The organism is Mycolicibacterium austroafricanum, assembly GCF_000612725.1.
In the GTDB taxonomy this organism is placed as follows: domain Bacteria; phylum Actinomycetota; class Actinomycetes; order Mycobacteriales; family Mycobacteriaceae; genus Mycobacterium; species Mycobacterium austroafricanum.
The window spans coordinates 544,563-568,464 of sequence record NZ_HG964450.1; the positions used below are offsets into that span (position 1 = coordinate 544,563).

A 23,902-nucleotide genomic window follows, 5' to 3' on the forward strand; every position below is an offset into this window, starting at 1 on the left:
GTATGGCGCATTGCGCAGAATGGTGGGCGTGACCGACACCGACAGCAAGCAGACCGATCCCTACCTGTGGCTGGAGGAGGTCACCGGCGACGATGCGCTGGCCTGGGTGCGTAAGCACAACGACCCGACGGTGGCCGACCTCGGCGGTGAACGCTTCGAGCAGATGCGCGCCGACGCGCTGGAGGTGCTCGACACCGACGCGCGGATTCCGTACGTCCGGCGCCGGGGTGACCACCTCTACAACTTCTGGCGCGACGCGACCAACCCCAAGGGGCTGTGGCGGCGCACCACGCTGGAGAGCTACCTGACCGAGAAGCCGGCCTGGGACGTCATCATCGACGTCGATGAGCTGGCCCGGGCTGACGGTCAGAACTGGGTGTGGGCCGGCGCCGACGTCATCGAACCGGACCATTCGCTGGCGCTGATCAGCCTGTCGCGCGGCGGCTCCGACGCCGCCGTGGTGAGGGAATTCGACCTGCGGACACGGGAATTCGTCACCGGCGGGTTCGAGCTGTCCGAGGCCAAGTCGCAGGTCTCGTGGGAGGACGCCGACACGCTGCTGGTCGGCACCGACTTCGGCGAGGGATCGCTGACCGAATCGGGATATCCCCGTCTGGTGAAGCGGTGGCGGCGCGGGCAGCCGCTCGCCGAGGCCGAGACCGTGTTCAGCGGTTCCGAATCGGACGTGGTGGTGGCCGGTTCCCGGGACCGCACCGAGGGATTCGAACGCACGCTGGTCAGCCGCGCCCTGGACTTCTTCAACGAGCAGGTCTACGAGCTGCGCGACGGCGAGCTGATCCGCATCGACACCCCCACCGATGCCAGCATCTCGATCCACCGGCAGTGGCTGCTCATCGAACTGCGCACCGACTGGAGCTACCGATTCCAGAATTATCCCGCCGGATCGCTGCTGGCCGCAGACTACGAGGAGTTCCTCGACGGCAGGGGCGAAGTGCAGGTGGTGTTCACCCCTGACGCGCACACCTGCCTGCACCACTACGCCTGGACCCGCGACCGCCTGGTCGTCGTCACGCTGGCTGACGTGGCCAGCCGGGTGCAGGTCTACACACCCGGGACGTGGACTGCCGAACCGGTGGCCGACCTGCCGCAGAACACGAACACCACGATCGCCGCGGCGGACCCCCTCGGTGACGAGATCTTCCTGGACTCTTCCGGTTTCGACACCCCGTCGCGACTCCTGCACGGCACGGCCGGCGGACCGCTGAGCGAGATCAAGCAGGCGCCGTCGTTCTTCGACTCCGCCGACCTCGAGGTGTCGCAGTACTTCGCCACCTCCGACGACGGAACCCGGGTCCCGTACTTCGTGGTCGGCCACCGGCACCGCCAAGGTCCCGGACCCACGCTGCTGGGCGGGTACGGCGGATTCGAGGTGGCCCGCACCCCGGGCTACGACGGCGTGCTGGGCCGGTTGTGGCTGGCCCGCGGCGGCACCTACGTGCTGGCCAACATCCGCGGCGGCGGCGAATACGGACCGACATGGCACACCCAGGCCATGCGAGAGGGGCGGCACCTGGTGGCCGAGGATTTCGCTTCTGTCGCAAGAGATCTGGTGGCGCGTGGGATCACCACCGTCGAGCAGCTGGGTGCGCAGGGCGGCAGCAACGGCGGCCTGTTGATGGGCATCATGCTCACCAAATACCCCGAGCTGTTCGGAGCGCTGGTGTGCAGTGTGCCGCTGCTCGACATGAAACGCTTCCACCTGCTGCTGGCCGGCGCGTCCTGGGTGGCCGAGTACGGAGATCCGGACAACCCCGACGACTGGGCGTTCATCTCCGAATATTCGCCGTACCAGAACATCTCCGCCGACCGGCGCTATCCACCGGTGCTGATCACCACCTCCACCCGCGACGACCGGGTGCACCCTGGTCACGCGAGGAAGATGACGGCGGCGCTGGAGGCGGCCGGGCATCCGGTGCGGTACTACGAGAACATCGAGGGCGGTCACGCGGGAGCGTCCGACAACCCTCAGATCGCGTTCCGGTCCGCGCTCATCTACGAGTTCCTGCACCGCACGCTGAACGGAAACTGAGATGGCCATGTCGTGGTGGCTGCTGGGTGCCGGCGCGCTCGCGCTCGTCCTCGGCGCCGTCGTGCCGGGATGGGATACGCCGGCCCGTCCCGCGCGCGCGGTCAAGCGTCGCATCTACTGGGCGGGAACCGCGGTCGGTGTGGTGCTGCTGTTCCTCGGCGGCCTGCCGGACGTGCAGAGCGCGATCGCATTCGCCGCCGCCGCGATGATCCTGATGACGGGGTGGGCGTATTCCCGCACTCCCCACATCAAGGTCGGCGGGAAGATCTATTCCGCCTACGAGCCGAACCGCGAACCGGATCCGCCGGCCGGCGTGTAACGCCCGAGGTTCTTCTCCCCACTACGACGTGATCACCGCGCCACCCGCAGCGCGGCCCGTCGAGAGGAACCTCATGACCACCTTGAGCCGCCACACCGTCATCGACCGGTTGCCCGTGTCCCGCCTGGAGAGCGCGGGCGGTGCACTGGCCCGTTACGGACTTGTCGTCGTCATCGCCTGGATCGGCGCGCTGAAGTTCACCGAATACGAGGCAAACGGCATCGCGCCGCTGGTGTCGGAAAGCCCGTTCATGAGCTGGGCCTACGACATCTTCTCCGTCACCACGTTCTCTGCACTGCTCGGCGTGCTGGAGCTGACTGCGGCGCTGCTGATCGCGGTCAAGCCGTGGTGGCCCAAGCTGTCGATCATCGGCTCTGTGATCGCCGTCGGACTTTTCGTCGCCACGCTGAGTTTCCTGGTGACCACCCCGGGAGTGTTCGAGGCCTCGGCAGGCGGTTTCCCCGTGCTGTCGTCGACCGGGCAGTTTCTCGTCAAAGACGTCGCGCTGCTCGGCATCTCCGTGTGGACGCTGGCCGACGCGATCAGAAGTTCCCGGCCCTGACCCCGCCGTGACGGGCTACCATCTCGCCGAGATGACCACCACGTCAGCCGACGAGGCCGACCTCATCGCCGCCCTCCGGGCGCGCGATGAGGTCGCGTTCGCCCGCCTGGTCGATCAGCACACCCCCGCGATGCTGCGGGTGGCCCGCGGATACGTGGCCAGCCACGAGGTCGCCGAAGAAGTGGTGCAGGAGACGTGGATCGCACTACTGAAGGGAATCGACCGTTTCGAAGGCCGATCCTCTTTGCGCACATGGCTTTTCACCGTGATGATCAACATCGCCAAGACCCGCGGCCTGCGCGACCGCACCGACGCCGACGTCCAGATCGCCGCCTACACCGGCGGCACGGTGGATCCGAAGCGGTTCCGCGACAGCGACGATCCCTGGCCCGGTCACTGGAAAGCCGACGAGGTTCCGTCGCCGTTTCCGGATACTCCGGAAGGGTCGGTGCTCGGCGGCGAGCTGTTGGCGGTCACCCGACGGGAACTGGCCAAGCTTCCGGAGCGCCAACGCCTGGTGGTCACCATGCGCGATGTGCTCGACATGGACTCGGCCGAGGTGAGCCGCATGCTGGATCTCAGCCCGGCCAACCAGCGGGTGCTCCTGCACCGAGGCCGGGCCGCGGTGCGGCAGGCGCTGGAGAACTACCTGAAGGAGCCGGTGTGAACACCGAACAACCCCTCGACTGCAACGAACTCGTGGAGTTGGTCACCGACTACCTCGACGGCACACTCGACCTGCACACCCGGGCGCGCTTCGACGAACACCTGCTCGGGTGTGACGGCTGCGCCAACTATCTGCAGCAGTTCCGCACCACCGTGGCGACGTTGGGCAGGGTCTCCGAGGACGCGATCGACCCGGCCTTCCGGGACAAGCTGCTCGACGCGTTCAAGAATTGGAGGTAGCCGTGCCGGAACCCGAGTTCGAGACCCTCCTGTACCGGGCCGATTCCGCTGTCGCGACCATCACGCTGAACCGGCCCGAACAGCTGAACACCATCGTCCCGCCCATGCCCGACGAGATCGAGGCCGCAGTCGGTCTGGCCGAACGGGACCCGCAGGTGAAGGTCATCGTGCTGCGTGGTGCGGGGCGCGCGTTCTCGGGCGGCTACGACTTCGGTGGCGGCTTCGCGCACTGGGGCGAAGCCATGAACACCGACGGGCGGTGGGACCCGGGCAAGGATTTCGCGATGGTCAGCGCCCGCGAGACCGGGCCGACGCAGAAGTTCATGGCGATCTGGCGGGCGTCCAAGCCGGTGATCGCGCAGGTGCACGGCTGGTGCGTGGGCGGCGCCAGCGACTACGCGTTGTGCGCCGACATCGTCATCGCCAGCGACGACGCCGTCATCGGCACCCCGTACGCGCGGATGTGGGGTGCGTACCTGACGGGCATGTGGATCTACCGGCTCTCGCTGGCGAAGGTGAAATGGCATTCGCTGACCGGCGAGCCGTTGACCGGAAAGGAAGCCGCCGCAGTCGAACTCATCAACGAGTCGGTGCCGTTCGAGCAGCTTGAGGCACGGGTGGCCGAGGTTGCGCAGAAGTTGGCGGGCATTCCGCTGTCGCAGCTCCAGGCGCAGAAGCTGATCGTCAACCAGGCTTTCGAGAACATGGGGCTGGCCTCGACCCAGACGCTCGGCGGCATCCTCGACGGGCTGATGCGCAACACCCCCGACGCGTTGGGGTTCATCGACACCGCGGCCGCCGACGGGGTCCGGGCCGCGGTCGAGCAGCGCGACGGTCCGTGGGGTGACTACAGCCAGGCGCCGCCGCATCGCCGGCCCGACCCGTCGCACGTCATCGAGCCCTGACCCTTTCCGTTACGGCTCCGTTTCGTTATTGTCGGTGCCATGACCGACACCGACGTCGTCGTGGTGGGCGCGGGGCCCACGGGTCTGACGCTGGCGTGTGCGCTGCGGTTGCACGGCCTGACCGTGCAGGTGGTCGACCGCGCCGCAGGCCCGGCGACGACATCGCGGGCGAACTTCCTGCATGCCCGCGGCTCGGAGGTGCTGGGCCGGATCGGCGCGCTGGGCACCCTGCCCGACGAGTCGCTGCGAGCCATGCGCATCACCAACTACCTGGGCGACCGCCCGCTGGTGACACTGGAGTTCGGCGACCCCCGCATGCGCACCGCGGCACCACCGATGGTGATCTCGCAGGCCAAGGTCGAGGCCTCGCTGCGGTCCCGGCTGGCCGATCTCGGCGCAGAGCCGCAGTGGGGTAACGGGCTGGCCGCACTGCACCGCAACGACGACACCGTCGTCGCCGAACTCGACGACGGGACCAGCGTCGAGGCCCGGTGGCTCGTCGGCTGCGACGGCACCGCCAGTACCACCCGCAAGCTGGCCGGGATCGGGTTTCCCGGCGTCAAGCTGACCGAACGATGGCTGCTGGCCGACCTGCACCTGGACTGGGACCTCGACCGCGGCGGCACCACCGGCTGGATCCATCCCGGCGGCCTGCTCGGCGCGATGCCGATGCCCGACAGCAGCGGGGCCCACGATCTGTGGCGGGTGTTCGCCTACGACCCCGGTCACACCGAGAAGCCCGCCGAGAGTGAGATTCTGGAGCGGATGCGGCAGGTCATCCCGCAACGCAGCGGACGCCGGGTGCACGTCGGTGACCCGGAGTGGCTGTCGGTGTTCACGGTGCACCGCAGGTTGGCCGACCGATACCGGCAGGGCCGGATCCTGATCGCCGGTGACGCCGCCCACGCCCACGCACCGTTCGGCGGTCAGGGCATGCTCACCGGCATAGGCGACGCCGAGAACCTGGCCTTCAAGCTCGCGCTGGTCACCCGCGGCCTGGCCGCCGACCCGTTCGTCGACACCTACGAGGCCGAGCGCCGGCCGCTGGCCACCGAGGTGCTGCGCGGCACCAGCGCGGCGACACGGGTGAACATCGCGGGCAACCCGGTCGGCCGGTTTCTGCGGGACCGGGTAGCGCCGAAGGTGTTCGGTCTCGCGCCGGTGCAGCGGTGGACGACCTACACCGCGTCCCAGTTGTGGGTGAGCTACCGCAAAGGACCACTGGGCGGTCGCGGGCCCAAGCCGCGGGCGGGTGACCGGATCCCCGACGTGGCGTGCGTGCGGCCCGACGGCACCCCGTCGCTGCTGCACCACGAACTGAGCGGGCGCTGGGCGCTGCTGGCGCCGCCCGACGCGCCGGCCGGGTGCGCCGACGTGGCCCGCCGCCATTTGGGCGACTTCGTCGAACCCCTGACCTTCGACGGGGACGAGGCGATGCTGATCCGGCCGGACGGCCACCTTGCCTGGCGTGGCGACGCCGGCGACGCCGACGGCGTAAACCTCTGGCTCACAAGGGCATTGACCACCGGCAACGCGCGATGACGGCGTCCCGCGGCCGCCCGCGGGACGCCGGCGCCGATGTGGCGATCCTGCGCGCCGGACTCGAGCTGTTCATCGAACGCGGCGTCGAGGGCACCAGCATGGAGCAGATCGCCAGAAAGGCGGGAGTCGGCAAGCCGACGATCTACCGCCGGTGGGCCACCAAGGAAGAGCTGATCTCGGCGGCGATGGAGACACTGGTCGTCGCCGAAACCGGGTGGGCGTCACCGGAGGCCATCGCCACCGAGTCGCCCTACGAACTCGTCGAGGCTGCGATCGAGGGGGCCGCCGTCGCGACCACCACGCCGCAGTACCGTGCGCTGGTCGCCCGGGTGTTCGGCTCGGCCGTGAGCCATCCGGAGCTGATGGCCACGTACTGGCGCCGCTACATCCTGCCGCGGCGGCGGCTGGCGGCCGCGCTGCTGGAGCGGGCACGTGAGCTGGGCACCGTTGCCGCCGACGCGAACCCCGACGTGGCGATCGACATGATGGTCGGCGCGGTGACGTACCGCGTGCTGCAGCCCGACCCGCCCGACGTCGACGAGATGCGGCGCTATCTCCGCGAGGTGTACCGACAGGTCGGGCTGCTACCGGACTGACCGGGTGCTACGTGTCGCGCCGGGCGTGCCAGCGTTCCAGCACTGCCGGGATCTCGGCCATCAGGAAAGCGTAGAAGTCCCGCATCTCGACCAGACGCTGCCGCGCCAGGCTTGTACGGCCGGTCACCGCGATCCCGGCGTCGGCAGCGTCCATGAACGCCGCGATGGTCTGATTCTGACCGGTGTACAGCATCGCCCACGCGTCGGGCCGGAGCCGGAAATGGTCACGGCGGCTACTCGGTGCCGGCACGCGCTCGGCCAGCCCGACCGCCGTCAGCGTCTTCAACGCGCCCGAGATCGACCCGGCACTGGCCTGCAGATCGTCGGCCAACTCGGCCATCGTCACACTGGGCTGCTCGGAGAACAACAGCGCAGCAAGCACCCGCGCAGTCATGCGCTGCAGCCCGTGTCCTGCGAGAACAAGTGCGAGTCGCTCCGCGGCGTCATGCACCTTCGGCGAGGGAGCCACCGACGAAACCTCCTGCAGATAACTGGTCTTCAATAATTTCTGAAAGTTTAGTACAGTCGGTCGCGGTGCTCCGGGAAGTCTGGTCGGAAACACGTATCCGGCTGCCCAGCGAAGGTTGACACAGACACCATGAACACCGAATCCGTCATCGACGTCCGCGACCTGACGTACACCTATCCGAAGACCGCCGAACCCGCAGTGCGGGGAATGGATTTCGCCGTGGGCCGAGGCGAGATCTTCGGATTCCTCGGCCCCAGCGGGGCGGGCAAGTCCACCACGCAGAAGCTGCTGATCGGGCTGCTGCGCGGGCACGGCGGCCAGGCGCTGGTCTGGGGGCGAGATCCGCTCGACTGGGGACCGCGGTACTACCAGCGCATCGGGGTGTCCTTCGAACTGCCCAACCACTACCTCAAGCTGACCGGCGCCGAGAACCTGCAGTTCTTCGCCTCGCTCTACGACAGCGCCGGCCCCGACCCGCGAAGCCTCCTCGACGACGTCGGCCTCACCGATGCGGCAGACACCCGAGTCGCCAAGTACTCCAAGGGAATGCAGATGCGGCTGACATTCGCCCGGTCGCTGGTCAACGACCCGGAGCTGTTGTTCCTCGACGAGCCGACATCCGGACTCGACCCGGTCAACGCCCGCCGTATCAAGGACATCATCCTGGACCTGAAGGCCCGGGGCCGCACCGTGTTCCTCACGACCCACGACATGGCCACCGCCGACGAGCTCTGCGACCGCGTCGCCTTCGTCGTCGACGGCCGCATCGTCGCCCTCGACGCACCGGCAGAACTCAAGATCGCCCGTAGCCGTCGCCTGGTCCGCGTCGAATACCGCAGTGCCCAGGGCACGTTGCAGACCACCGAGTTCCCGATGGACGGTCTGGCCGACGACCCCGAGTTCCGCACCGTGCTGCGCGACCACCATGTGGAGACCATCCACAGCCGCGAGGCCAGCCTCGACGAGGTGTTCGTCGACGTCACCGGCAGGAGCCTGGCATGAAGCGGTGGGTCAGTGCGCTGCGCCTGGAGGCCACCCTGCAGGTGCGGCAGCGGTTCGTTCACGCCGCGGTGATCTCCGGGATGCTGTGGCTGGTGGTGCTGCTGCCGATGCCGCAACACCTGCGCAGCATTGTCGAGCCCTACGTGTTGATCGGCGATATCACCATCGTCGGCTTCTTCTTCATCGGCGGCGCGGTGTTCTTCGAGAAGCAGGAACGCACGCTCGGCGCCGTCATCTGCAGCCCCCTACGGTTCATCGAGTACCTTTCCGTCAAAATTCTTGTGCTCACCGGTGTTTCGCTGTTCATCGCAGTGGTGGTGACGCTGGCGACGCACGGCACCGACTTCCGCCCGGGATTTCTGGTGGCGGGTGTGGTGCTCGGCACCCTGGTGATGCTGCTGGTGGGCTTCATCTCGGCGCTGCCGTTCGACTCGGTCAGCGACTGGTTCCTCTCCACGGTGGTGCCGCTGCTGATCCTGTCGCTGCCGGTGATGTACATGCTCGGCGTCTGGACCAACCCGGCGTTTTACCTGGTTCCGACCCAGGGCCCGCTGCTGATGTTCCTCGCAGTCTTCGACCAGGTCAGCCTCGCACCATGGCAGGTCGGCTACGCCGTGCTGTACCCGCTGATCTGCGCCGCGGGGCTCTACCGGCTGGCCAGGGTCATGTTCGGCCGCTACGTCGTCGAACGGTCGGGGGTGGCGTGATGAGCGTATCGATGACACCACGACTTCGGGCGTGGGCAGCGTTCGGCCGCAACGACCTTCGTGGCACCTATCGGGACCCGCTGCTGGTGATGTTGGTGCTGGCCCCGGCGATCTGGACCATTGGCACCGCGGTTGTGGTGCCGCGGTTGTCGGTCGCACTGGCGCAGCGCTACGACTTCGATCTGGTGCCCTACTACCCGCTGGTGGTCACCGGACTGCTGCTGCTGACCAGCATCATCATCGTCGGTGGCCTGGCGGCGTTTCTGGTGCTCGACGAGATCGACGCGGGCACGCTGACGGCGCTGCGCGTCACCCCGGTGACGTTGGCGAGTTTCTTCGGCTACCGGGCCGCCACCGTCGTCGCCGTCACCACTGCCTATGTGGCGGTGACGATCCCGTTGACCGGGCTGCTGCCGTCTTCGGTGGTGTGGCCGCTGATCCCGATCGGGATGGTCGCCGGGCTGTCGTCGGTGGTGACGATGTTGCTGATCGTCGCGGTGGCGAGCAACAAGGTGCAGGGGATCGCGATGCTGCGGTTGCTGGGCCTGCTCATCGCCGGAATACCCTGCCTGCCCTGGTTCGTCGACTCCGCGTGGAACCTGGCGTTCGGCGTGCTTCCGCCGTACTGGGCGGCCAAGGCATTCTGGGTTGCCTGCGCAAACGGCACCTGGTGGCCGTACCTGATCGGCGGCGTCGTCTTCAACGCCGCCGCGGGCTGGCCGCTGCTGCGCCGGTTCGTCGCCAAGAACACCTGACCCGCCGAGATTGCACGCAGGCAGCGAAATTTCGAGTGAGGACCTGCTGGAATGCAATTTCGGCGGGCAGGCGGCGTCAGGCCCGGTCAGGTCCTCGCAGCACGCTGCCCAACACCGCGGCGGTGACGCCGAGCAGCACCAGCGCGCCGCCGGCGATCAGCGTGTAGTTCAGCCACTGGTGCAGGCTGGCCTCGGCCGAAGCGACCATGACCTCGGCCACCGTCCGGATGTTGCCGGCCGTCCGGTCGAGACCGGCGTCCACGAAGCGGCCACCGACCTCGATCGCCGCCCATCCCGCGGCGCCCACCAGCAGCGCCGAAACACCAAGCGCGGTCAGCACTTTGCCACGTGACCTGGCCGCGGCCAGCGTCAACAACGCGAGCAGGCCGGTGACGACGGCGGCGCCGATGCTGACCCACGGGCCCCAGGTCGCCAGCGGGCGCAGCTTGCCGGGCTGCAACTCGGGTGCATCCACCGTGATCGGCACCGTCAGCGTCGGAGGAACCTGCAGATCCAGGGTGCCGAGGGTGGCCGAGAACGACGGGTCCGCCAACATCGGCGCGACGTCGATGAGCCACTCGTCGGTCGAGTTCCCACTGGGCACCGCACCGGTGAACATCCACCTGTGCGCGATGCGGTTGGCCTGCGCGAACTGGCCCGGGAACCCTTCGTTGCGGGTGTAGGACTCCGCCACCTGCCGGACCAGCTCGGGGTTGAGCGAGTATCCGTTGTCGGCGGCCAGCGAGACGACCTGGGTGGTCAGCTCGGCGGCCATCGCCACCTGCAACCGACCGTCCCTGGCTGCCGAGTCGGCCAGGCCGGCGTAGCCGTCCTCGCCGACGATGTGCGTCTGGGCCCACACCGCGGGGACGGCGGCGGCCAGCGCGATCGTCGTGAGCAGCCACAGCAGCAGCGCGGCGAAAAAGCGCACGGGCGCGTCCTCCTGTCTCCTGCTCCAGGTCGCCGCCCGATTTGTCCGGTCAGTCGGAAAGTGCGCGCCCCACGATGAGCGGATCGGGCCGGCCCACGACGTCGTGGTCCTTGTTGTCGTAGTCGAACTTACTCAGCACGTGGCGCATCGCGTTGATGCGGGCGCGCTTCTTGTCGTTGCTCTTGACCACGGTCCACGGCGCCACCTCGGTGTCCGTCCAGGCGAACATGTCCTCCTTGGCCGCGGTGTAGTCGTCCCACTTGTCCAACGAGGCCAGGTCGGTCGGTGAGAGCTTCCACTGCCGCACGGGGTCCACCTGACGGATCGTGAAGCGGGTGCGCTGCTCGGAGGCCGTCACCGAGAACCACAACTTGGTCAGGCTGACGCCGTCGTTGACCAGCATCTGTTCGAAAAGCGGTACCTGCCTGATGAATTCGGCATGCTGTTTGGGCGTACAGAAACCCATCACCCGTTCGACACCGGCCCGGTTGTACCAGGACCGGTCGAACAGCACCATCTCACCGGCCGACGGCAGATGCTCGACGTACCGCTGGAAGTACCACTGGGTGCGTTCCTTCTCCGTGGGTTTCTCCAACGCCACCACCCGCGCGCCGCGGGGATTGAGGTGCTCCATGAACCGCTTGATGGTGCCGCCCTTACCGGCCGCGTCGCGCCCCTCGAACACGATGACGTGCCGGTGCCCGTGCGACTGGCTCCACTTCTGCAGCTTCAACAACTCGATCTGCAGCAGCCGCTTCTGCTCCTCGTAGTCGGGCCGGGTCATCCGCTCGTCGTACGGGTAGTTCTCACGCCAGGTGTCGACGACCTCGCCGCTGGGCTGGATCAGCAGCACCGGGTCGTCATCGTCGTCGTCGACGACGGTATATCCGGAGATGTCCAGGGTCACCGGCGCAAGCTACCGACCGCCTCGTACCGGACGGTGACGCGCCGGTGAACAGCAGGTGCGTTACTTCGCCACGCGTCGCGGCCGGATCAACGCGAGCTTGGTCATCAGCTTGTTCATCCGCTTCAGCGCGCGCATCGAGTTGTTGTAGTAGTTGCCGCCCGCTCCGAGGTTCGTGCGTGGACTGACCACCGTCTCGATTCGGCAGAACTTTCGCAGGCCTTCGGGCCCGCCGAACCGCGCACCGATCCCCGACGATTTCCAGCCTCCCATCGGGGCGGTGGTGCACATCAGGTTGGAGATCACGTCGTTGATGTTGACTCCCCCACAATCCAATTGCAGCGCAACGGCATTCGCCCGATCGACATCCCTGGAGAAGACGGCCGCCGAGAGTCCGTACGGGCTGTCGTTGGCCAGCCGGACCGCCTCCTCGACCGAGGAGACCTTCATGATCGGCAGGGTGGGGCCGAACGTCTCCTCGGTCATGCACGCCATCGAGTGGTCGACGTCGACGAGCACCGTCGGCTCGTAGAAGCTGCCCGGGCCGGAACCGCGTTTGCCTCCGGTCAGCGCCCTGGCACCCTTGGCCAGGGCATCCTCGACATGGCGTGCGGTGATATCGACCTGGCTGTCGTCGATCAGCGCGCCGAACGCGTTGCCCTCCCCCGCCCCCATCTTGAGGTTTTCGACGTCACGCACCACCGCGGCGACGAACTGGTCGTAGACCTGCTCGAGCACATACACCCGCTCGACCGACACGCAGGTCTGCCCGGCGTTGAACATCGCGCCCCACACCGCGGCGTGGGCGGCGAGGTCGACGTCGGCGTCTTCGAGCACGATCATCGGGTCTTTGCCCCCGAGCTCGAGGCTGACCGGCGTCAACCTGCGCGCCGCGCGCTCCATCACCTTCACCCCGGTCGCGCTGGAGCCGGTGAACTGGATGTAGTCGGAATGGTCGATGACGGCCTCGGACACCTCACGCGCCCCCTGGGCCAGCGCCAGCACGTCGGGACCCCCGGAATCCAGCCAGCCGCGCAACAGCAGTTCGGCGGTCAGCGGGGTGCGCTCGGACGGCTTGAGCAACACCGCGCAGCCCGCGGCGAGCGCTCCGATGGCGTCCATCAGCGCATTGGCGACCGGGTAGTTCCACGGCGCGATGATCCCGACGACGGGGCGGGGCCGGTAGTGCACGGTGATCTTCTTGATCGACAGGAACGGCAGCGATGCCGGCCGGGTTTCCGGCGCCAGCGCTTTGGCCATGGTCCTGACGTAGTAGGACGTGATCATGATGATCAGCGGCACTTCCTGGGCCGCGTCGGCGGCCGATTTCCCGGTCTCGGCGATGAGCAGCCGCTCGATCTCGTCGCGGTGCTCCCCGAGCCATACCGCGTAGCGGGCCAGCACCTTCGCGCGCCCGTTGGGGCCGCGGGTCTCCCATTCCCGCTGCGCGGTGCGCAGGCCGGCCGCCAGCCGGGCCACGTCCGCGGGGTCGGTCCAGCGCACCTCGCCCGCGACGGCTCCGGTGGCCGGGTTCTTGATGGTTCCGGTGCCGGTGAAGGTATGGGTGGGCTGCACGTCAGACGTCGCTGTCATGAACCCCATGCTAACGATTTTTGTGACCCAGCTCGCACCTGGGTTGACGCCTGTCAATTTTGGCCGCCGACACGGCGGCGCACACCAGTGCGGTTCCGAGCAGCAGCGCCCCGATCGCGTCGGTGAAGTAGTGGTAGGAGACGGCCTGCCCGACGACCGCGAGAACCGTGATCACCGCCGCCCCGACCACGGCCCAGGCCGCGGCGCCCACCAATAGCACCGCCATCGCCAGCACGACGACCGTCACCGTGGTGTGCCCGCTGGGAAAGCACACTTCGCCGTCCTTCAACCGGCCGAACGCGCGCTTGCCGAACCGGGCCGCCGCGACCGCCACCACCGGTGTCACCGCCGCGATCGCCGCGAGCCGCCACCGACGCCGGAGGAGGGCCGCCGCGACGACCGCCACATACGCCGCGACGACCACCCGGCTGTCGGTGAACACCAGCAGCCGCCCGAGGTCCGGGTGGCGCTTGCCGAGCTCCTGGAACCAGTCGTCAACCGGCGTCGAACCTTGACCGACGGCAAGGCCCAGCAGCACGAGCGAGGCCAGCCCGACGGGCGGCCACCACCGGATCAGCGACCTCAGCGCACGAGCCCCCGGATGTAGGCCGCCTGGCCCAGATGCTGGGCAGCGTCGTCGATGATGCTGACCAGCCGCACGCTCGCCGTCACGGGCGGCGTCCAGCGCTCGTCGACAACCCTGGCGAGTTCGTCGGCCGACACCGAGGCCACGTACTCCAGGGACAGCTTGTGCACCGCGTGGTAGTAGCCGGCGAGCAGTTGCGCCGACGCGCGCACCTTCGCCACCTCCTCGGGGGTGTGCCCGTAGCCGTGCGCATCACGGGGCAGGTCCAGGGCGAACCTGTCGACCCAACCGTCCCGGAACCACACCTGCTCGATGCCGGCGATGTCGCACAGCTGGGCGTCCTGGATGCGGGCGCTGTGCCAGATCAGCCACGCGATCGTGTTGGCCTGCGGTGTCGGCCGGTAGTAGGCCACCTCGTCGGTCAGGTTCTCGGTGAGATCGTCCACGTGCTCGATCAGGCGGGTGAACGAATCCCGCAGCAGTTCGCGGGCGGCATCTATTTCGGCCATGTCCGCCAAGCTACGCCCCGTGGAAGACGGCTTCGACGTTGTTGCCGTCGGGATCGCGAACGAACGCCCCGTAGTAGCCCGGGTGATACTCGGGCCACAACCGGGGTGCGTGCAGCGACTCCGCACCGGCTTCGAGCGCGGCGTCGTAGAAGGCCTGCACGGCGTCGACACCGGCAGCCTGGAACGCGATATGGACCTCGCGGTTGGGGCCGGAGGCGTCGCCGGTGCTCATGTCGGCGATCCAGAAGTCGGGTTTGCCGTCGACGCCGTACCCGACCGCGACCTGAAAATCCATCTGCCGCGTATAACCCAGCACGCCGAGAACCTTGTCGTAGAACGCTTTCGACGTCTCCCAGTCCGCGCAGTTGATTCCGAAGTGGTCGATCATGGGATCACCGTACATTCGGGGTATGACATATGACCTTGTGATTCGCGGGGGCACCATCGTCGACGGCCTCGGCGGCGAGCCGTTCACCGGGGACGTCGCCGTCCGGGATGGCGTGATCGTCTCGGTGGGCACCGTGGACGCGGCCGGCACCCGCGAGATCGACGCGGACGGGCTGCTCGTCACGCCCGGTTTCGTGGATCTGCACACCCATTACGACGGACAGGCGATCTGGTCGGACCGGCTCACGCCGTCCTCGGCGCACGGCGTCACCACCGCCGTGATGGGCAACTGCGGGGTCGGCTTCGCGCCGTGCCGGCCCGCCGACCACGACGTGCTGGTCGACGTGATGGCCGGTGTCGAGGACATCCCCGGTGTGGTGATGGTCGACGGTCTGCCGTGGCACTGGGAGACGTTCCCGGAGTTCCTCGACGCCGTTGGATCGGGACAACGAGACATTGATGTGGCGGCGTTCCTGCCGCATTCGCCGCTGCGGGTCTACGTGATGGGCCGACGCGGGGTCGACCGTGAGCCCGCCGGCCCCGAGGACCTGGCGATGATGCGCAAGCTGGCCGCCGAGGCGGTGGCTGCCGGCGCGCTGGGGTTCGCGTCGTCGCGGTTCACGTTGCACAAGACCGAAAGTGGCAAGCCGATCCCGAGCTACGACGCCGATCGCGCCGAGATCGAGGCGATCGCCCGCGGTGTCGACGACGCCGGCGGTGGGCTGATCCAGTTCGTGCCGGACCTGGTGGCCGGCGACTACGAGCCGGTGCTGCAGACGGTGTTCGACGTGGCCGCCGAGGTCGGGCTGCCGGTGACGTTCACGCTGGCGATCGGCAACGCCGGCGACCCGTTCTTCCTCGACGCATTGCGGATGGTGGAGAAGGCCAATCAGAACGGCGGCCGGATCAGCGCCCAGATCTTTCCGCGGCCCATCGGGCTGATGCTCGGTTTGGACCTGTCCGGCAACCCGTTCGTGATGTACCCCTCGTACCGCGAGATCGCATCGCTGCCCCTGGCCGAGCGGGTGGCCGAGATGCGCAAACCCGAAGTGCGGGAACGTATCCTGAACGACAAGCCGGAATCGGACGGACACCCGCTGATGTTCGCCGCGCAGGCCTGGAACTACATGTTCCCCCTCGGCGAGCCGCCGAATTACGAACCGTCACCGTCGGATTCGATCGGTGCCCGGGCCCAGGCCCGCGGTGTCAGCCCGCTCGAGGAGGCCTACGACCGGCTCCTCGACGAGGACGGGCACGCCATGCTTCTGGTCACGCTGGCCAACTTCCGCGACGGATCCCTGGAGACCGTCGCCGAGCTGATCCGCCGCGACGACGTGGTGCTCGGTCTCGGCGACGGCGGCGCCCACTACGGAATGATCTGCGACGCAAGCTTCCCCACCTACATGCTGACCCACTGGGTACGCGACCGCGCCACAGGTCGGTTGTCGGTCCAGGACGCGGTGCGCGAGCTGACCTCGGTCCCCGCCCGGGTGGCCGGGCTTGCCGACCGCGGCCGGATCGCGGTGGGCTACAAGGCCGATCTCAACGTCATCGATGCCGACGCGCTGACGCTGCACAAACCGGTCATCGTCAACGATCTGCCCGCCGGTGGGCGGCGCCTCGACCAGACCGCGGACGGCTACGTCGCGACGATCGTCTCCGGAGAGGTGATCGCCGAGAACGGCCAACCCACCGCGGCCCGCCCGGGAAAGCTCATCCGGGGCCGACAGCCCGCCCCCGCGTCGGCCTGAGATCTCGCGACATGAGCGTCAAAGTGGATCTCGACCGGCTCGCCGAGACACTCGGCGACTTCTCCTTCGCCTACCTCGTCACCGTCGGTGACGACCACCGCGCACACACCGTCGCCGTGGACCCGGTGCTGAGCGGCGGCGGCTTGCTCATCGCGTCTGTCGGCACCCGCACCGGCGCGAACGCCGCAGCGCACCCCGACGTCACGCTGGTCTGGCCGCCGCGCGAGCCGGGCGGGTACACGCTGATCATCGACGGCCGCGCGGAGAGCGACGGCAACGGCTTACGCGTGCAGCCCGGCGGCGCGGTGCTGCACCGCAAGCCGGGACCGGACTCGCCGCCGTCCGCATCCGGCTGCGGCGACGACTGCATCCCGCTCCACGGGTAGGTTCCCGCGCACGACACGAAAAAGCCCGGCGCTGCTTGACGCAACGCCGGGCTTCCTCGGTACAGGGACTTAGAAGTCCATGCCGCCCATGCCACCGGTCGGGTCGCCGGCGGGTGCGGCGGCCTTCTCCGGCTTGTCGGCGACGACTGCCTCGGTGGTGAGGAACAGGGCCGCGATGGACGCTGCGTTCTGCAGCGCCGAGCGGGTGACCTTCACCGGGTCGGCGACGCCGGCCTTGAGCAGGTCCTCGTACTCGCCGGTCGCGGCGTTGAGGCCGTGACCCGCGGGCAGGTTGGTGACCTTCTCGGCGACCACACCGGGCTCCAGACCACCGTTGAAGGCGATCTGCTTGAGCGGAGCCGACAGCGCGACGCGCACGATGTTGGCGCCGGTCGCCTCGTCACCGGTGAGCTTGAGCTCCTCCAGAGCGGGAGCCGACTGCAGCAGCGCGACGCCGCCACCGGCGACGATGCCCTCCTCGACGGCCGCCTTCGCGTTGCGAACGGCGTCCTCGATGCGGTGCTTGCGCTCCTTGAGCTCCACCTCGGTGGCAGCGCCGGCCTTGATCACCGCAACACCGCCGGCCAGCTTGGCCAGGCGCTCCTGCAGCTTCTCGCGGTCGTAGTCGGAGTCGCTGTTCTCGATCTCGGCACGGATCTGGGCCACCCGGCCGGCGATGGCGTCGGAGTCACCGGCGCCCTCGACGATGGTGGTCTCGTCCTTGGTCACGACGACCTTGCGGGCGGTGCCCAGCAGCGCGACGTCGGCGGTCTCCAGGGACAGACCGACCTCTTCGCTGACAACCTGGCCACCGGTCAGGATCGCGATGTCCTGCAGCATGGCCTTGCGGCGGTCACCGAAGCCCGGAGCCTTGACGGCCACGGACTTGAAGGTGCCGCGGATCTTGTTGACCACCAGGGTCGACAGGGCCTCGCCCTCGACGTCCTCGGCGATGATCAGCAGCGGCTTGCCGGCCTGGATGACCTTCTCCAGCAGCGGGAGCAGATCCTTGACGGTCGACACCTTGGAGCTGACCAGCAGGATGTAGGGATCCTCGAGGACGGCTTCCTGGCGCTCGGCGTCGGTCACGAAGTAACCCGAGATGTAGCCCTTGTCGAAGCGCATACCCTCGGTGAGCTCGAGCTGCAGGCCGAAGGTGTTGCTCTCCTCGACGGTGATGACACCCTCGTTGCCGACCTTGTCCATGGCCTCGGCGATGAGCTCGCCGATCTGGGTGTCGCCGGCCGAGATCGCGGCGGTGGCAGCGATCTGCTCCTTGGTCTCGACCTCTTTGGCCGACTTCAACAGCGTCTCGGTGACCTTCTCGACGGCCTTCTCGATGCCGCGCTTGAGGCCGAGCGGGTTGGCCCCGGCGGCCACGTTACGCAGGCCCTCACGGACCAGCGCCTGTGCGAGCACGGTGGCGGTGGTGGTGCCGTCGCCGGCGACGTCGTCAGTCTTCTTGGCAACTTCCTTGACCAGCTCAGCGCCGATCTTCTCGTAGGGATCCTCCAGCTCGATCTCCTTGGCGATGGACACACCATCGTTGGTGATCGTGGGAGCGCCCCACTTCTTCTCCAGGACGACGTTGCGACCCTTGGGGCCCAGCGTCACCTTTACCGCGTCGGCGAGGGCGTTGAGGCCCCGCTCGAGGCCGCGACGAGCCTCTTCGTCATACGCAATTGTCTTGGCCATTGCGAAGTGTTTCCTCCGGATTGGGGATGCACGTCTTGTCGGTCGGAATCGATGCCCGCGACGGACGACCAGGGCTGTGCTCGCAGATGCGGCCCCGGCCTCACCGGCCCGACCTAGCACTCACTGGTCGCGAGTGCCAACTGCATTCTTAGCACTCGACCTGGGCGAGTGCAAGGTTGGGTCACACCTTCCCGGGAACCCTCAGGCCGTCCTCGATGACCCGCACCACCCGCTCGGACACCTTGCCGTACACCGAGCCGTCGTGGAATTGCGGCACCTTGCACACCACCAGGAGCGCCTTGATCACCGCGACGTCGACGTCGGCGCGGACGGTGCCCGCGCGTTGGGCCGCGGCCAGGAGTTCGCCGAGCGCCGCCAGGAACGCCGCCTCGGCGCCCGGCGCCGCAACCTCCAGATCGAGGCCGTACCCGACCAGCGCGTCGACCAGACCGTGATCCGCCGCGGCACTGCGCACCATGTCCTGCAGGAACACAAAGAGTGCCTCACCAGGACCTTCGGTCTTCAGCAGGGTTCGCGCATGGTCGACGATGCGGCGCACGCGGTCCTCGGCGACTGCGACGACGAGCGCCTGCTTCGTCGGGAAGTGCCGGTAGACCGTGCCGGCGCCGACCTCCGCCCGCCGCGCGATCTCGTCGATCGGGACGCCCAGCCCCTCCGCGGCGAAGGTGTCGTAGGCGACCTCTAAGACCCTCGCCCTGTTGCGCGCCGCGTCGGCCCGTAGTGGTCGGGTCACGATTTCCCTCCTGGCGAACACTAAGCGGGGCGTACGTTCCGTATTGTCGGGTACAACCGGAGCTATCGCCCCGTTTACGCAGTCTACGAGCACCAGGAGACACACCATGACCGACTGGACCACCGCCGACATCCCCGATCAGACCGGACGCACCGCAGTCATCACCGGCGCCAACACCGGGCTGGGCTTCGAGACGGCGAAAGCCCTCGCCGTCGGCGGCGCACGCGTCGTACTCGCGGTCCGCGACACCGCAAAAGGCGCGCAGGCAGCCGAGAGAATGATCGGTGACGTCGACGTCCAGCAGCTCGACCTGACGTCGCTGGCCTCGATTCGGGCCGCGGCCGAGGCACTGAAGAGCCGCTTCGACCGCATCGACCTGCTGATCAACAACGCGGGCGTGATGACGACGCCGAAGGGCACCACCGCCGACGGCTTCGAGCTGCAGTTCGGGACCAACCACCTCGGCCACTTCGCGTTCACCGGCCTGCTGCTGGACAAGCTCCTCGACGTCGACGGTGCCCGCATCGTGACCGTCAGCAGCAACGGCCACAAGATGGGCGGCGCGATCCACTGGGACGACCTGCAGTGGGAGCGCAGCTACAGCCGGATGGGCGCCTACAGCCAGTCCAAGCTGGCCAACCTGCTGTTCACCTACGAGCTGCAGCGCCGGCTGGCGCCGCGGGGCAAGACGATCGCGGTCGCCGCCCACCCAGGGACGTCGAGCACCGAGTTGGGTCGCAACCTGCCCGCCGCCCTGCAGCCCGCGCTGAACCGGATCGCACCGCTGCTGGCGCAGAGCCCCGCGGCCGGTGCGCTGCCGACGCTGCGCGCGGCCACCGATCCGAGCGTGCTGGGCGGGCAGTACTACGGACCGGACGGAATCGGCCAGCAGCGGGGCAATCCCGTCGTGGTGGCCTCCAGCAATCAGTCCTATGACCTGGCCCTGCAGCGGCGGCTGTGGACGGTTTCCGAGGAGTTGACGGGGGTCACCTTCCCCGTCCCCGTGCCCGCCTGAGCGGGATCACCCGCCGACCTCCTGTCGTTGCGCCGGGTCGTCGGTCGTCTCCCTCGCATCCGACTCCTCCGCGGGCTCAGACGCCTCCGGGTCCTCCGCCGCTTCCCGCTCATGCGGTTCCTCCGCGGACTCCCGCACATCCGGGTCGTCCGCAGAATCAGAGACATCCGGGTCGTCGCGGTCGAGCCGGCCGTCGCCTCCGGCCTGCCGGGTCGGGGCGGCGACCTCGGTCTCCTTCTCACCGCCCGCGTCGTCGTCGCCGTCGCGGTGGATCCTGCCGTCATACAGGTACGGCCGGGAATCGCCGGGCTGGTCGTGACGGTGGTAGCCGGCATCGATGATGGGGCGCAGAATCTGATCGGCCGCGTCGACGACGCAGTCGGGGACGCCGATGTCACGGAACGGCCGCGTCAGCGGGAGGTGCTCAGTCGGCACGAAATACCTGGTGACCGTGCCGTCGACGGTGATGTTCTCGGGCGGCACATCGTCGAGGTCGATGTCCCAGCTCGCCGGCCCGTGGACATAGAGCAAGGCCATCGCCGAGTTGGCGACGGCAACCAGGTTCCACGGCCGATCGGGCGGATCGGCCCAGCCGTCGTATTCACCGACGATGACGGTGGTCGGGTAGGGGGACTGCGCAACGCGGCTGACCGTGTAGTTCAGCAGCGGAATGCGCGTGCCCTCCTTGAAGTACTGCGCCATGCCCTCCTCCGGCGAGGCGATCAGGACGAACCTGATGTCGTCCGTCGACGGGGGATCCGGGCTGTGGGACAGATCCGCGGCGAGTCTGGACGCCACCATGCTCCCCATCGATTCGCCGATGACGACCGCCTTGCCGTCGATCTCACGCACGGCGACCTCTGCCCGCTCGAGCCCTTGGAGAAGCGCACGGTCGGTGGAGAACGGATTCTGCGAGTAGTCGACCACCTGGGGGTCGGCATCGTCATGCAGATTGATGCCGATATACGGATAGGTCGCGGCGATGATCGGAAAGAACGGGTTGATCGGCTTGAAGGGGGAGGCTCCCGGGATCAGGACGGCTCTCTCGGCCGCGCCGACCGGGCCGGCCACTGTTCCGATCCCCAGCAGCACACACGCCAGCGCGATCAGGGAAACCAAACACCTGCGGACTACAACCATCCCGTTGTCCTCCTGCTCGGCGCGCGCCGACGAGCAACAGGTCAAGCGTGTCATCTTGTCGGTCACGCCGCAGCGAAATTGCCGCCACCGTCAGCTTGGTGCGGGGGGCGCGGCCGGGCAGACTGGACGCGTGTCCCTCGTGGTGCCGCCCTACCCCCCGCCCCGCTACACCGCCGACCAGCCCGAGGTCAGCGCCTGGCTCAGGCGCGGCGACGAACCGCCCGACTACGACGCCTTCGGCCTGGTCCAGTACCACTATCTGGCGAACCAGCAGGCCACAGACGGTGACTACGGGCTGTACCGGGTGGAGATCGCACCGAAGGGCGGCGGCCCGGGACCGCACTTCCACCGCGGCATGTCCGAGGCGTTTTTCGTACTTTCGGGCTCGCTGTCGCTACACAACGGAACCGAGTGGGTGGACGGACACGTCAACGACTTTCTCTACGTGCCGCCGGGTGGCATCCACGGGTTCCGCAATGAGGCCGACGAGCCCGCGTCGATCCTGATCCTGTTCGCCCCCGGCGCACCCCGCGAGCACTATTTCGAGGGATTGGCCCAGCTGGGTGAGCTCACCGACGAGGAACGCCGGGAGTGGTTCGTCAAGAACGACAACCATTTCGTCGAGTAGCCGAACCGACCCGGGGACAGACACGCCGTACCCCGGACACGCCGCGGAGATGCGATCGCGGAACAGCCTGCCCTAGACTGCATTCCGGTCGAAAGGAGTTCAAGGGTGCGGGCTGATGCAGCGCCCAGCACCCAGGCGTTGCGGGGCTGGCAACGTCGGGCTCTGGTCAAATACCTATCGGCCGCTCCTCGTGATTTTCTCGCGGTGGCCACACCGGGTGCCGGCAAGACCACCTTCGCGCTGCGCATCGTCGCCGAGCTGCTCGCCGAAGGCACCGTCGACGCCGTCACGATCGTCGTGCCCACCGAGCACCTGAAGATCCAGTGGGCCCAGGCCGCCGCGCGGCACGGTATCGCGCTGGACCCGAAGTTCTCGAACTCGAACTCTCAGACCTCCTCGGAGTACCACGGCGTCGTCGTCACCTACGCGCAGGTGGCCAGCCACCCGACCCGGCACCGGGTGCGTACCGAGAACCGCAAGACCCTGGTCGTCTTCGACGAGATCCACCACGGCGGAGACGCCAAGAGCTGGGGCGACGCGATCCGGGAGGCGTTCGACGACGCGACCCGCCGGCTCGCGCTGACCGGGACGCCGTTCCGCAGCGACGACAGCGCGATCCCGTTCGTCACCTACGAAGAGGACGCCGCCGGCTTCAGGACTTCGGTGGCGGATCACACCTACGGCTACTCGGACGCGCTCGCCGACGGCGTGGTCCGGCCGGTGATGTTCATGGCGTACTCCGGTGAGGCCCGCTGGCGCGACAGCGCGGGCGAGGAGCACGCCGCCAGACTCGGTGAGCCACTGACCGCCGAGCAGACGGCGCGGGCGTGGAAGACCGCGCTGGACCCGAAGGGCGAGTGGATGCCCGCGGTGATCGCCGCGGCGGACAAACGGCTGCAGGGACTGCGTCAGCACGTGCCCGACGCCGGGGGCATGATCATCGCCTCCGACCAGACCACCGCCCGCGCGTACGCGGACCTGCTGGTGAAGATCACCGGCGAAGCGCCGACGGTGGTGCTCTCCGACGACAAGGGCGCCTCCGATCGGATCTCGGAGTTCTCGGCGGGCACGTCGCGGTGGCTGGTGGCGGTGCGGATGGTGTCCGAGGGCGTCGACGTGCCGCGACTGGCCGTCGGGGTATACGCGACGAGCGCATCCACGCCGTTGTTCTTCGCCCAGGCGATCGGTCGGTTCGTGCGGTCGAGGCGGCCCGGCGAGACCGCCAGCATCTTCCTGCCGTCGGTGCCGAACCTGCTGCTGCTGGCCAGTGAGATGGAGGCGCAGCGCAACCATGTGCTGGGCAAGCCGCACCGCGAGCCGCTCGAGGATCCACTCGACGCCGAACTGCGTGAGCAGAAGCGCGACGAACCCGGTGAGGAGGAGAACAGGATCGAGTACCTCGGCGCAGACGCCGAACTCGATCAGGTGATCTTCGACGGGTCGTCGTTCGGCACGGCCACGCCGGCGGGTAGCGACGAGGAGGCCGACTACCTCGGCATCCCGGGCCTGCTGGATGCCGAATCGATGCGGGATCTTTTGCGGCGCAGGCAGGAAGAGCAACTCACCAAGCGCACCGAATCAGGCTTGGCGGTCCCCAAGACCACGCACGGGCAGCTGCGCGATCTGCGCAGCGAGCTCAACACCCTGGTGTCGCTGGCGCATCACCGGACCGGCCGTCCCCACGGGTGGATCCACAACGAGTTGCGCCGCCGCTGCGGTGGCCCGCCGGTGGCCGCCGCCACCCGCGAGCAGCTTCAGGAGCGCATCGAGGCGGTGCGGGCCCTGCAGCGCGAGTTGTCGGCGTAGCGCA

The 23,902-nt window shown here is 68.2% G+C and carries 26 protein-coding genes; 16 read left to right on the forward strand and 10 right to left on the reverse strand.

From position 1 onward, the window contains the following. Nucleotides 1–19: 19 nt before the first annotated feature. From BN976_RS02665 to BN976_RS02700, 8 genes are all read left to right on the forward strand, one after another. Nucleotides 20–2,050, forward strand: coding sequence for a prolyl oligopeptidase family serine peptidase (locus BN976_RS02665; protein ID WP_036369021.1), 2,031 nt, complete (start codon nt 20–22; stop codon nt 2,048–2,050). 1 nt (nt 2,051) lies between these two features. Next, entirely contained in the window at nt 2,052–2,369 is a 318-nt protein-coding gene (locus BN976_RS02670) for a hypothetical protein (RefSeq protein WP_011778058.1), read from the forward strand. Between the two features lie 73 nt (nt 2,370–2,442). Next, on the forward strand, nt 2,443–2,931 hold the full coding sequence (locus tag BN976_RS02675) for a YkgB family protein (protein ID WP_084182225.1): 489 nt from the start codon (nt 2,443–2,445) through the stop codon (nt 2,929–2,931). A 31-nt stretch (nt 2,932–2,962) separates the two neighbouring features. Further along, nucleotides 2,963–3,598 carry an RNA polymerase sigma factor gene (locus BN976_RS02680; protein ID WP_036369028.1) on the forward strand — a complete coding sequence of 212 codons (636 nt, stop codon included), beginning with the start codon at nt 2,963–2,965 and terminating at the stop codon, nt 3,596–3,598. Continuing rightward, nucleotides 3,595–3,837: an anti-sigma factor family protein gene (locus BN976_RS02685; protein WP_011778055.1), complete on the forward strand. Its 243-nt coding sequence runs from the start codon at nt 3,595–3,597 to the stop codon at nt 3,835–3,837. The genes BN976_RS02680 and BN976_RS02685 overlap by 4 nt, the downstream gene beginning before the upstream one ends. 2 nt (nt 3,838–3,839) lie before the next feature. Beyond that, nucleotides 3,840–4,742 (forward strand): crotonase/enoyl-CoA hydratase family protein, encoded by a 903-nt coding sequence (locus tag BN976_RS02690; RefSeq protein ID WP_011778054.1) that lies wholly within the window; start codon nt 3,840–3,842, stop codon nt 4,740–4,742. A 39-nt stretch (nt 4,743–4,781) separates the two neighbouring features. Then, entirely contained in the window at nt 4,782–6,284 is a 1,503-nt protein-coding gene (locus tag BN976_RS02695; protein WP_109489529.1) for an FAD-dependent oxidoreductase, read from the forward strand. Next, nucleotides 6,281–6,880, forward strand: a complete 600-nt coding sequence (locus BN976_RS02700) for a TetR/AcrR family transcriptional regulator (RefSeq protein WP_011778052.1) — start codon at nt 6,281–6,283, stop codon at nt 6,878–6,880. Before BN976_RS02695 ends, BN976_RS02700 begins: the two co-directional genes overlap by 4 nt. Before the next feature lie 7 nt (nt 6,881–6,887). Here the strand turns inward: BN976_RS02700 and BN976_RS02705 are convergent, their stop codons facing one another. Next, complete coding sequence (locus BN976_RS02705) at nt 6,888–7,331, reverse strand: GbsR/MarR family transcriptional regulator (RefSeq protein WP_036369031.1); 444 nt, start codon at nt 7,329–7,331, stop codon at nt 6,888–6,890. Nucleotides 7,332–7,478: 147 nt separating this feature from the next. On the opposite strand from BN976_RS02705, the gene BN976_RS02710 reads away from it, so the two are divergent. Genes BN976_RS02710 through BN976_RS02720 form a run of 3 tightly spaced genes read left to right on the forward strand, consistent with a single transcriptional unit; the run spans nt 7,479 to nt 9,813 of the window. Continuing rightward, entirely contained in the window at nt 7,479–8,351 is an 873-nt protein-coding gene (locus tag BN976_RS02710; RefSeq protein ID WP_011778050.1) for an ABC transporter ATP-binding protein, read from the forward strand. Continuing rightward, nucleotides 8,348–9,058 (forward strand): fluoroquinolone export ABC transporter permease subunit, encoded by a 711-nt coding sequence (locus tag BN976_RS02715; RefSeq protein WP_011778049.1) that lies wholly within the window; start codon nt 8,348–8,350, stop codon nt 9,056–9,058. Before BN976_RS02710 ends, BN976_RS02715 begins: the two co-directional genes overlap by 4 nt. Further along, nucleotides 9,058–9,813, forward strand: coding sequence for an Rv2686c family ABC transporter permease subunit (locus tag BN976_RS02720; protein ID WP_011778048.1), 756 nt, complete (start codon nt 9,058–9,060; stop codon nt 9,811–9,813). The genes BN976_RS02715 and BN976_RS02720 overlap by 1 nt, the downstream gene beginning before the upstream one ends. 76 nt (nt 9,814–9,889) lie before the next feature. Here the strand turns inward: BN976_RS02720 and BN976_RS02725 are convergent, their stop codons facing one another. Genes BN976_RS02725 through BN976_RS02750 form a run of 6 tightly spaced genes read right to left on the reverse strand, consistent with a single transcriptional unit; the run spans nt 9,890 to nt 14,724 of the window. Continuing rightward, the gene (locus BN976_RS02725) at nt 9,890–10,744 is read right to left on the reverse strand and encodes a hypothetical protein (RefSeq protein ID WP_036367689.1); all 855 of its coding nucleotides are present in this window, start codon (nt 10,742–10,744) and stop codon (nt 9,890–9,892) included. Between the two features lie 49 nt (nt 10,745–10,793). After that, nucleotides 10,794–11,651, reverse strand: coding sequence for a polyphosphate kinase 2 (ppk2, locus tag BN976_RS02730; RefSeq protein WP_036367691.1), 858 nt, complete (start codon nt 11,649–11,651; stop codon nt 10,794–10,796). 60 nt (nt 11,652–11,711) lie between these two features. Next, nucleotides 11,712–13,241: an aldehyde dehydrogenase family protein gene (locus BN976_RS02735; RefSeq protein WP_036369036.1), complete on the reverse strand. Its 1,530-nt coding sequence runs from the start codon at nt 13,239–13,241 to the stop codon at nt 11,712–11,714. Between the two features lie 10 nt (nt 13,242–13,251). Further along, nucleotides 13,252–13,779 carry a phosphatase PAP2 family protein gene (locus BN976_RS02740; RefSeq protein WP_109489530.1) on the reverse strand — a complete coding sequence of 176 codons (528 nt, stop codon included), beginning with the start codon at nt 13,777–13,779 and terminating at the stop codon, nt 13,252–13,254. Nucleotides 13,780–13,823: 44 nt separating this feature from the next. Next, nucleotides 13,824–14,336 (reverse strand): mycothiol transferase, encoded by a 513-nt coding sequence (locus tag BN976_RS02745; protein ID WP_036369038.1) that lies wholly within the window; start codon nt 14,334–14,336, stop codon nt 13,824–13,826. A 10-nt stretch (nt 14,337–14,346) separates the two neighbouring features. Beyond that, nucleotides 14,347–14,724: a VOC family protein gene (locus tag BN976_RS02750; RefSeq protein WP_036369040.1), complete on the reverse strand. Its 378-nt coding sequence runs from the start codon at nt 14,722–14,724 to the stop codon at nt 14,347–14,349. 22 nt (nt 14,725–14,746) lie between these two features. Between BN976_RS02750 and BN976_RS02755 the strand changes: the two genes are divergently transcribed. Together BN976_RS02755 and BN976_RS02760 are read left to right on the forward strand one after the other, a co-directional pair. Beyond that, entirely contained in the window at nt 14,747–16,474 is a 1,728-nt protein-coding gene (locus tag BN976_RS02755; RefSeq protein ID WP_036367694.1) for an N-acyl-D-amino-acid deacylase family protein, read from the forward strand. Between the two features lie 11 nt (nt 16,475–16,485). Then, entirely contained in the window at nt 16,486–16,860 is a 375-nt protein-coding gene (locus tag BN976_RS02760) for a pyridoxamine 5'-phosphate oxidase family protein (RefSeq protein WP_036367695.1), read from the forward strand. A 69-nt stretch (nt 16,861–16,929) separates the two neighbouring features. On the opposite strand, the gene groL is transcribed toward BN976_RS02760, so the two are convergent. Together groL and BN976_RS02770 are read right to left on the reverse strand one after the other, a co-directional pair. Beyond that, entirely contained in the window at nt 16,930–18,555 is a 1,626-nt protein-coding gene (gene groL / locus BN976_RS02765) for a chaperonin GroEL (RefSeq protein WP_036367696.1), read from the reverse strand. A gap of 181 nt (nt 18,556–18,736) precedes the next feature. Beyond that, nucleotides 18,737–19,309, reverse strand: coding sequence for a TetR/AcrR family transcriptional regulator (locus tag BN976_RS02770; protein WP_036369042.1), 573 nt, complete (start codon nt 19,307–19,309; stop codon nt 18,737–18,739). A gap of 106 nt (nt 19,310–19,415) precedes the next feature. Here BN976_RS02770 and BN976_RS02775 point away from each other — a divergent pair, with 106 nt between their 5' ends. Continuing rightward, nucleotides 19,416–20,324 (forward strand): SDR family NAD(P)-dependent oxidoreductase, encoded by a 909-nt coding sequence (locus tag BN976_RS02775; RefSeq protein ID WP_036367698.1) that lies wholly within the window; start codon nt 19,416–19,418, stop codon nt 20,322–20,324. A gap of 6 nt (nt 20,325–20,330) precedes the next feature. Here BN976_RS02775 and BN976_RS02780 read toward each other — a convergent pair whose 3' ends face one another. After that, entirely contained in the window at nt 20,331–21,518 is a 1,188-nt protein-coding gene (locus BN976_RS02780) for a PE-PPE domain-containing protein (protein ID WP_235621954.1), read from the reverse strand. A 76-nt stretch (nt 21,519–21,594) separates the two neighbouring features. On the opposite strand from BN976_RS02780, the gene BN976_RS02785 reads away from it, so the two are divergent. Together BN976_RS02785 and BN976_RS02790 are read left to right on the forward strand one after the other, a co-directional pair. Continuing rightward, on the forward strand, nt 21,595–22,092 hold the full coding sequence (locus BN976_RS02785) for a cupin domain-containing protein (protein WP_036367702.1): 498 nt from the start codon (nt 21,595–21,597) through the stop codon (nt 22,090–22,092). Between the two features lie 105 nt (nt 22,093–22,197). Further along, entirely contained in the window at nt 22,198–23,898 is a 1,701-nt protein-coding gene (locus BN976_RS02790; RefSeq protein ID WP_036367704.1) for a DEAD/DEAH box helicase, read from the forward strand. The last annotated feature ends 4 nt before the right edge of the window (nt 23,899–23,902 follow it).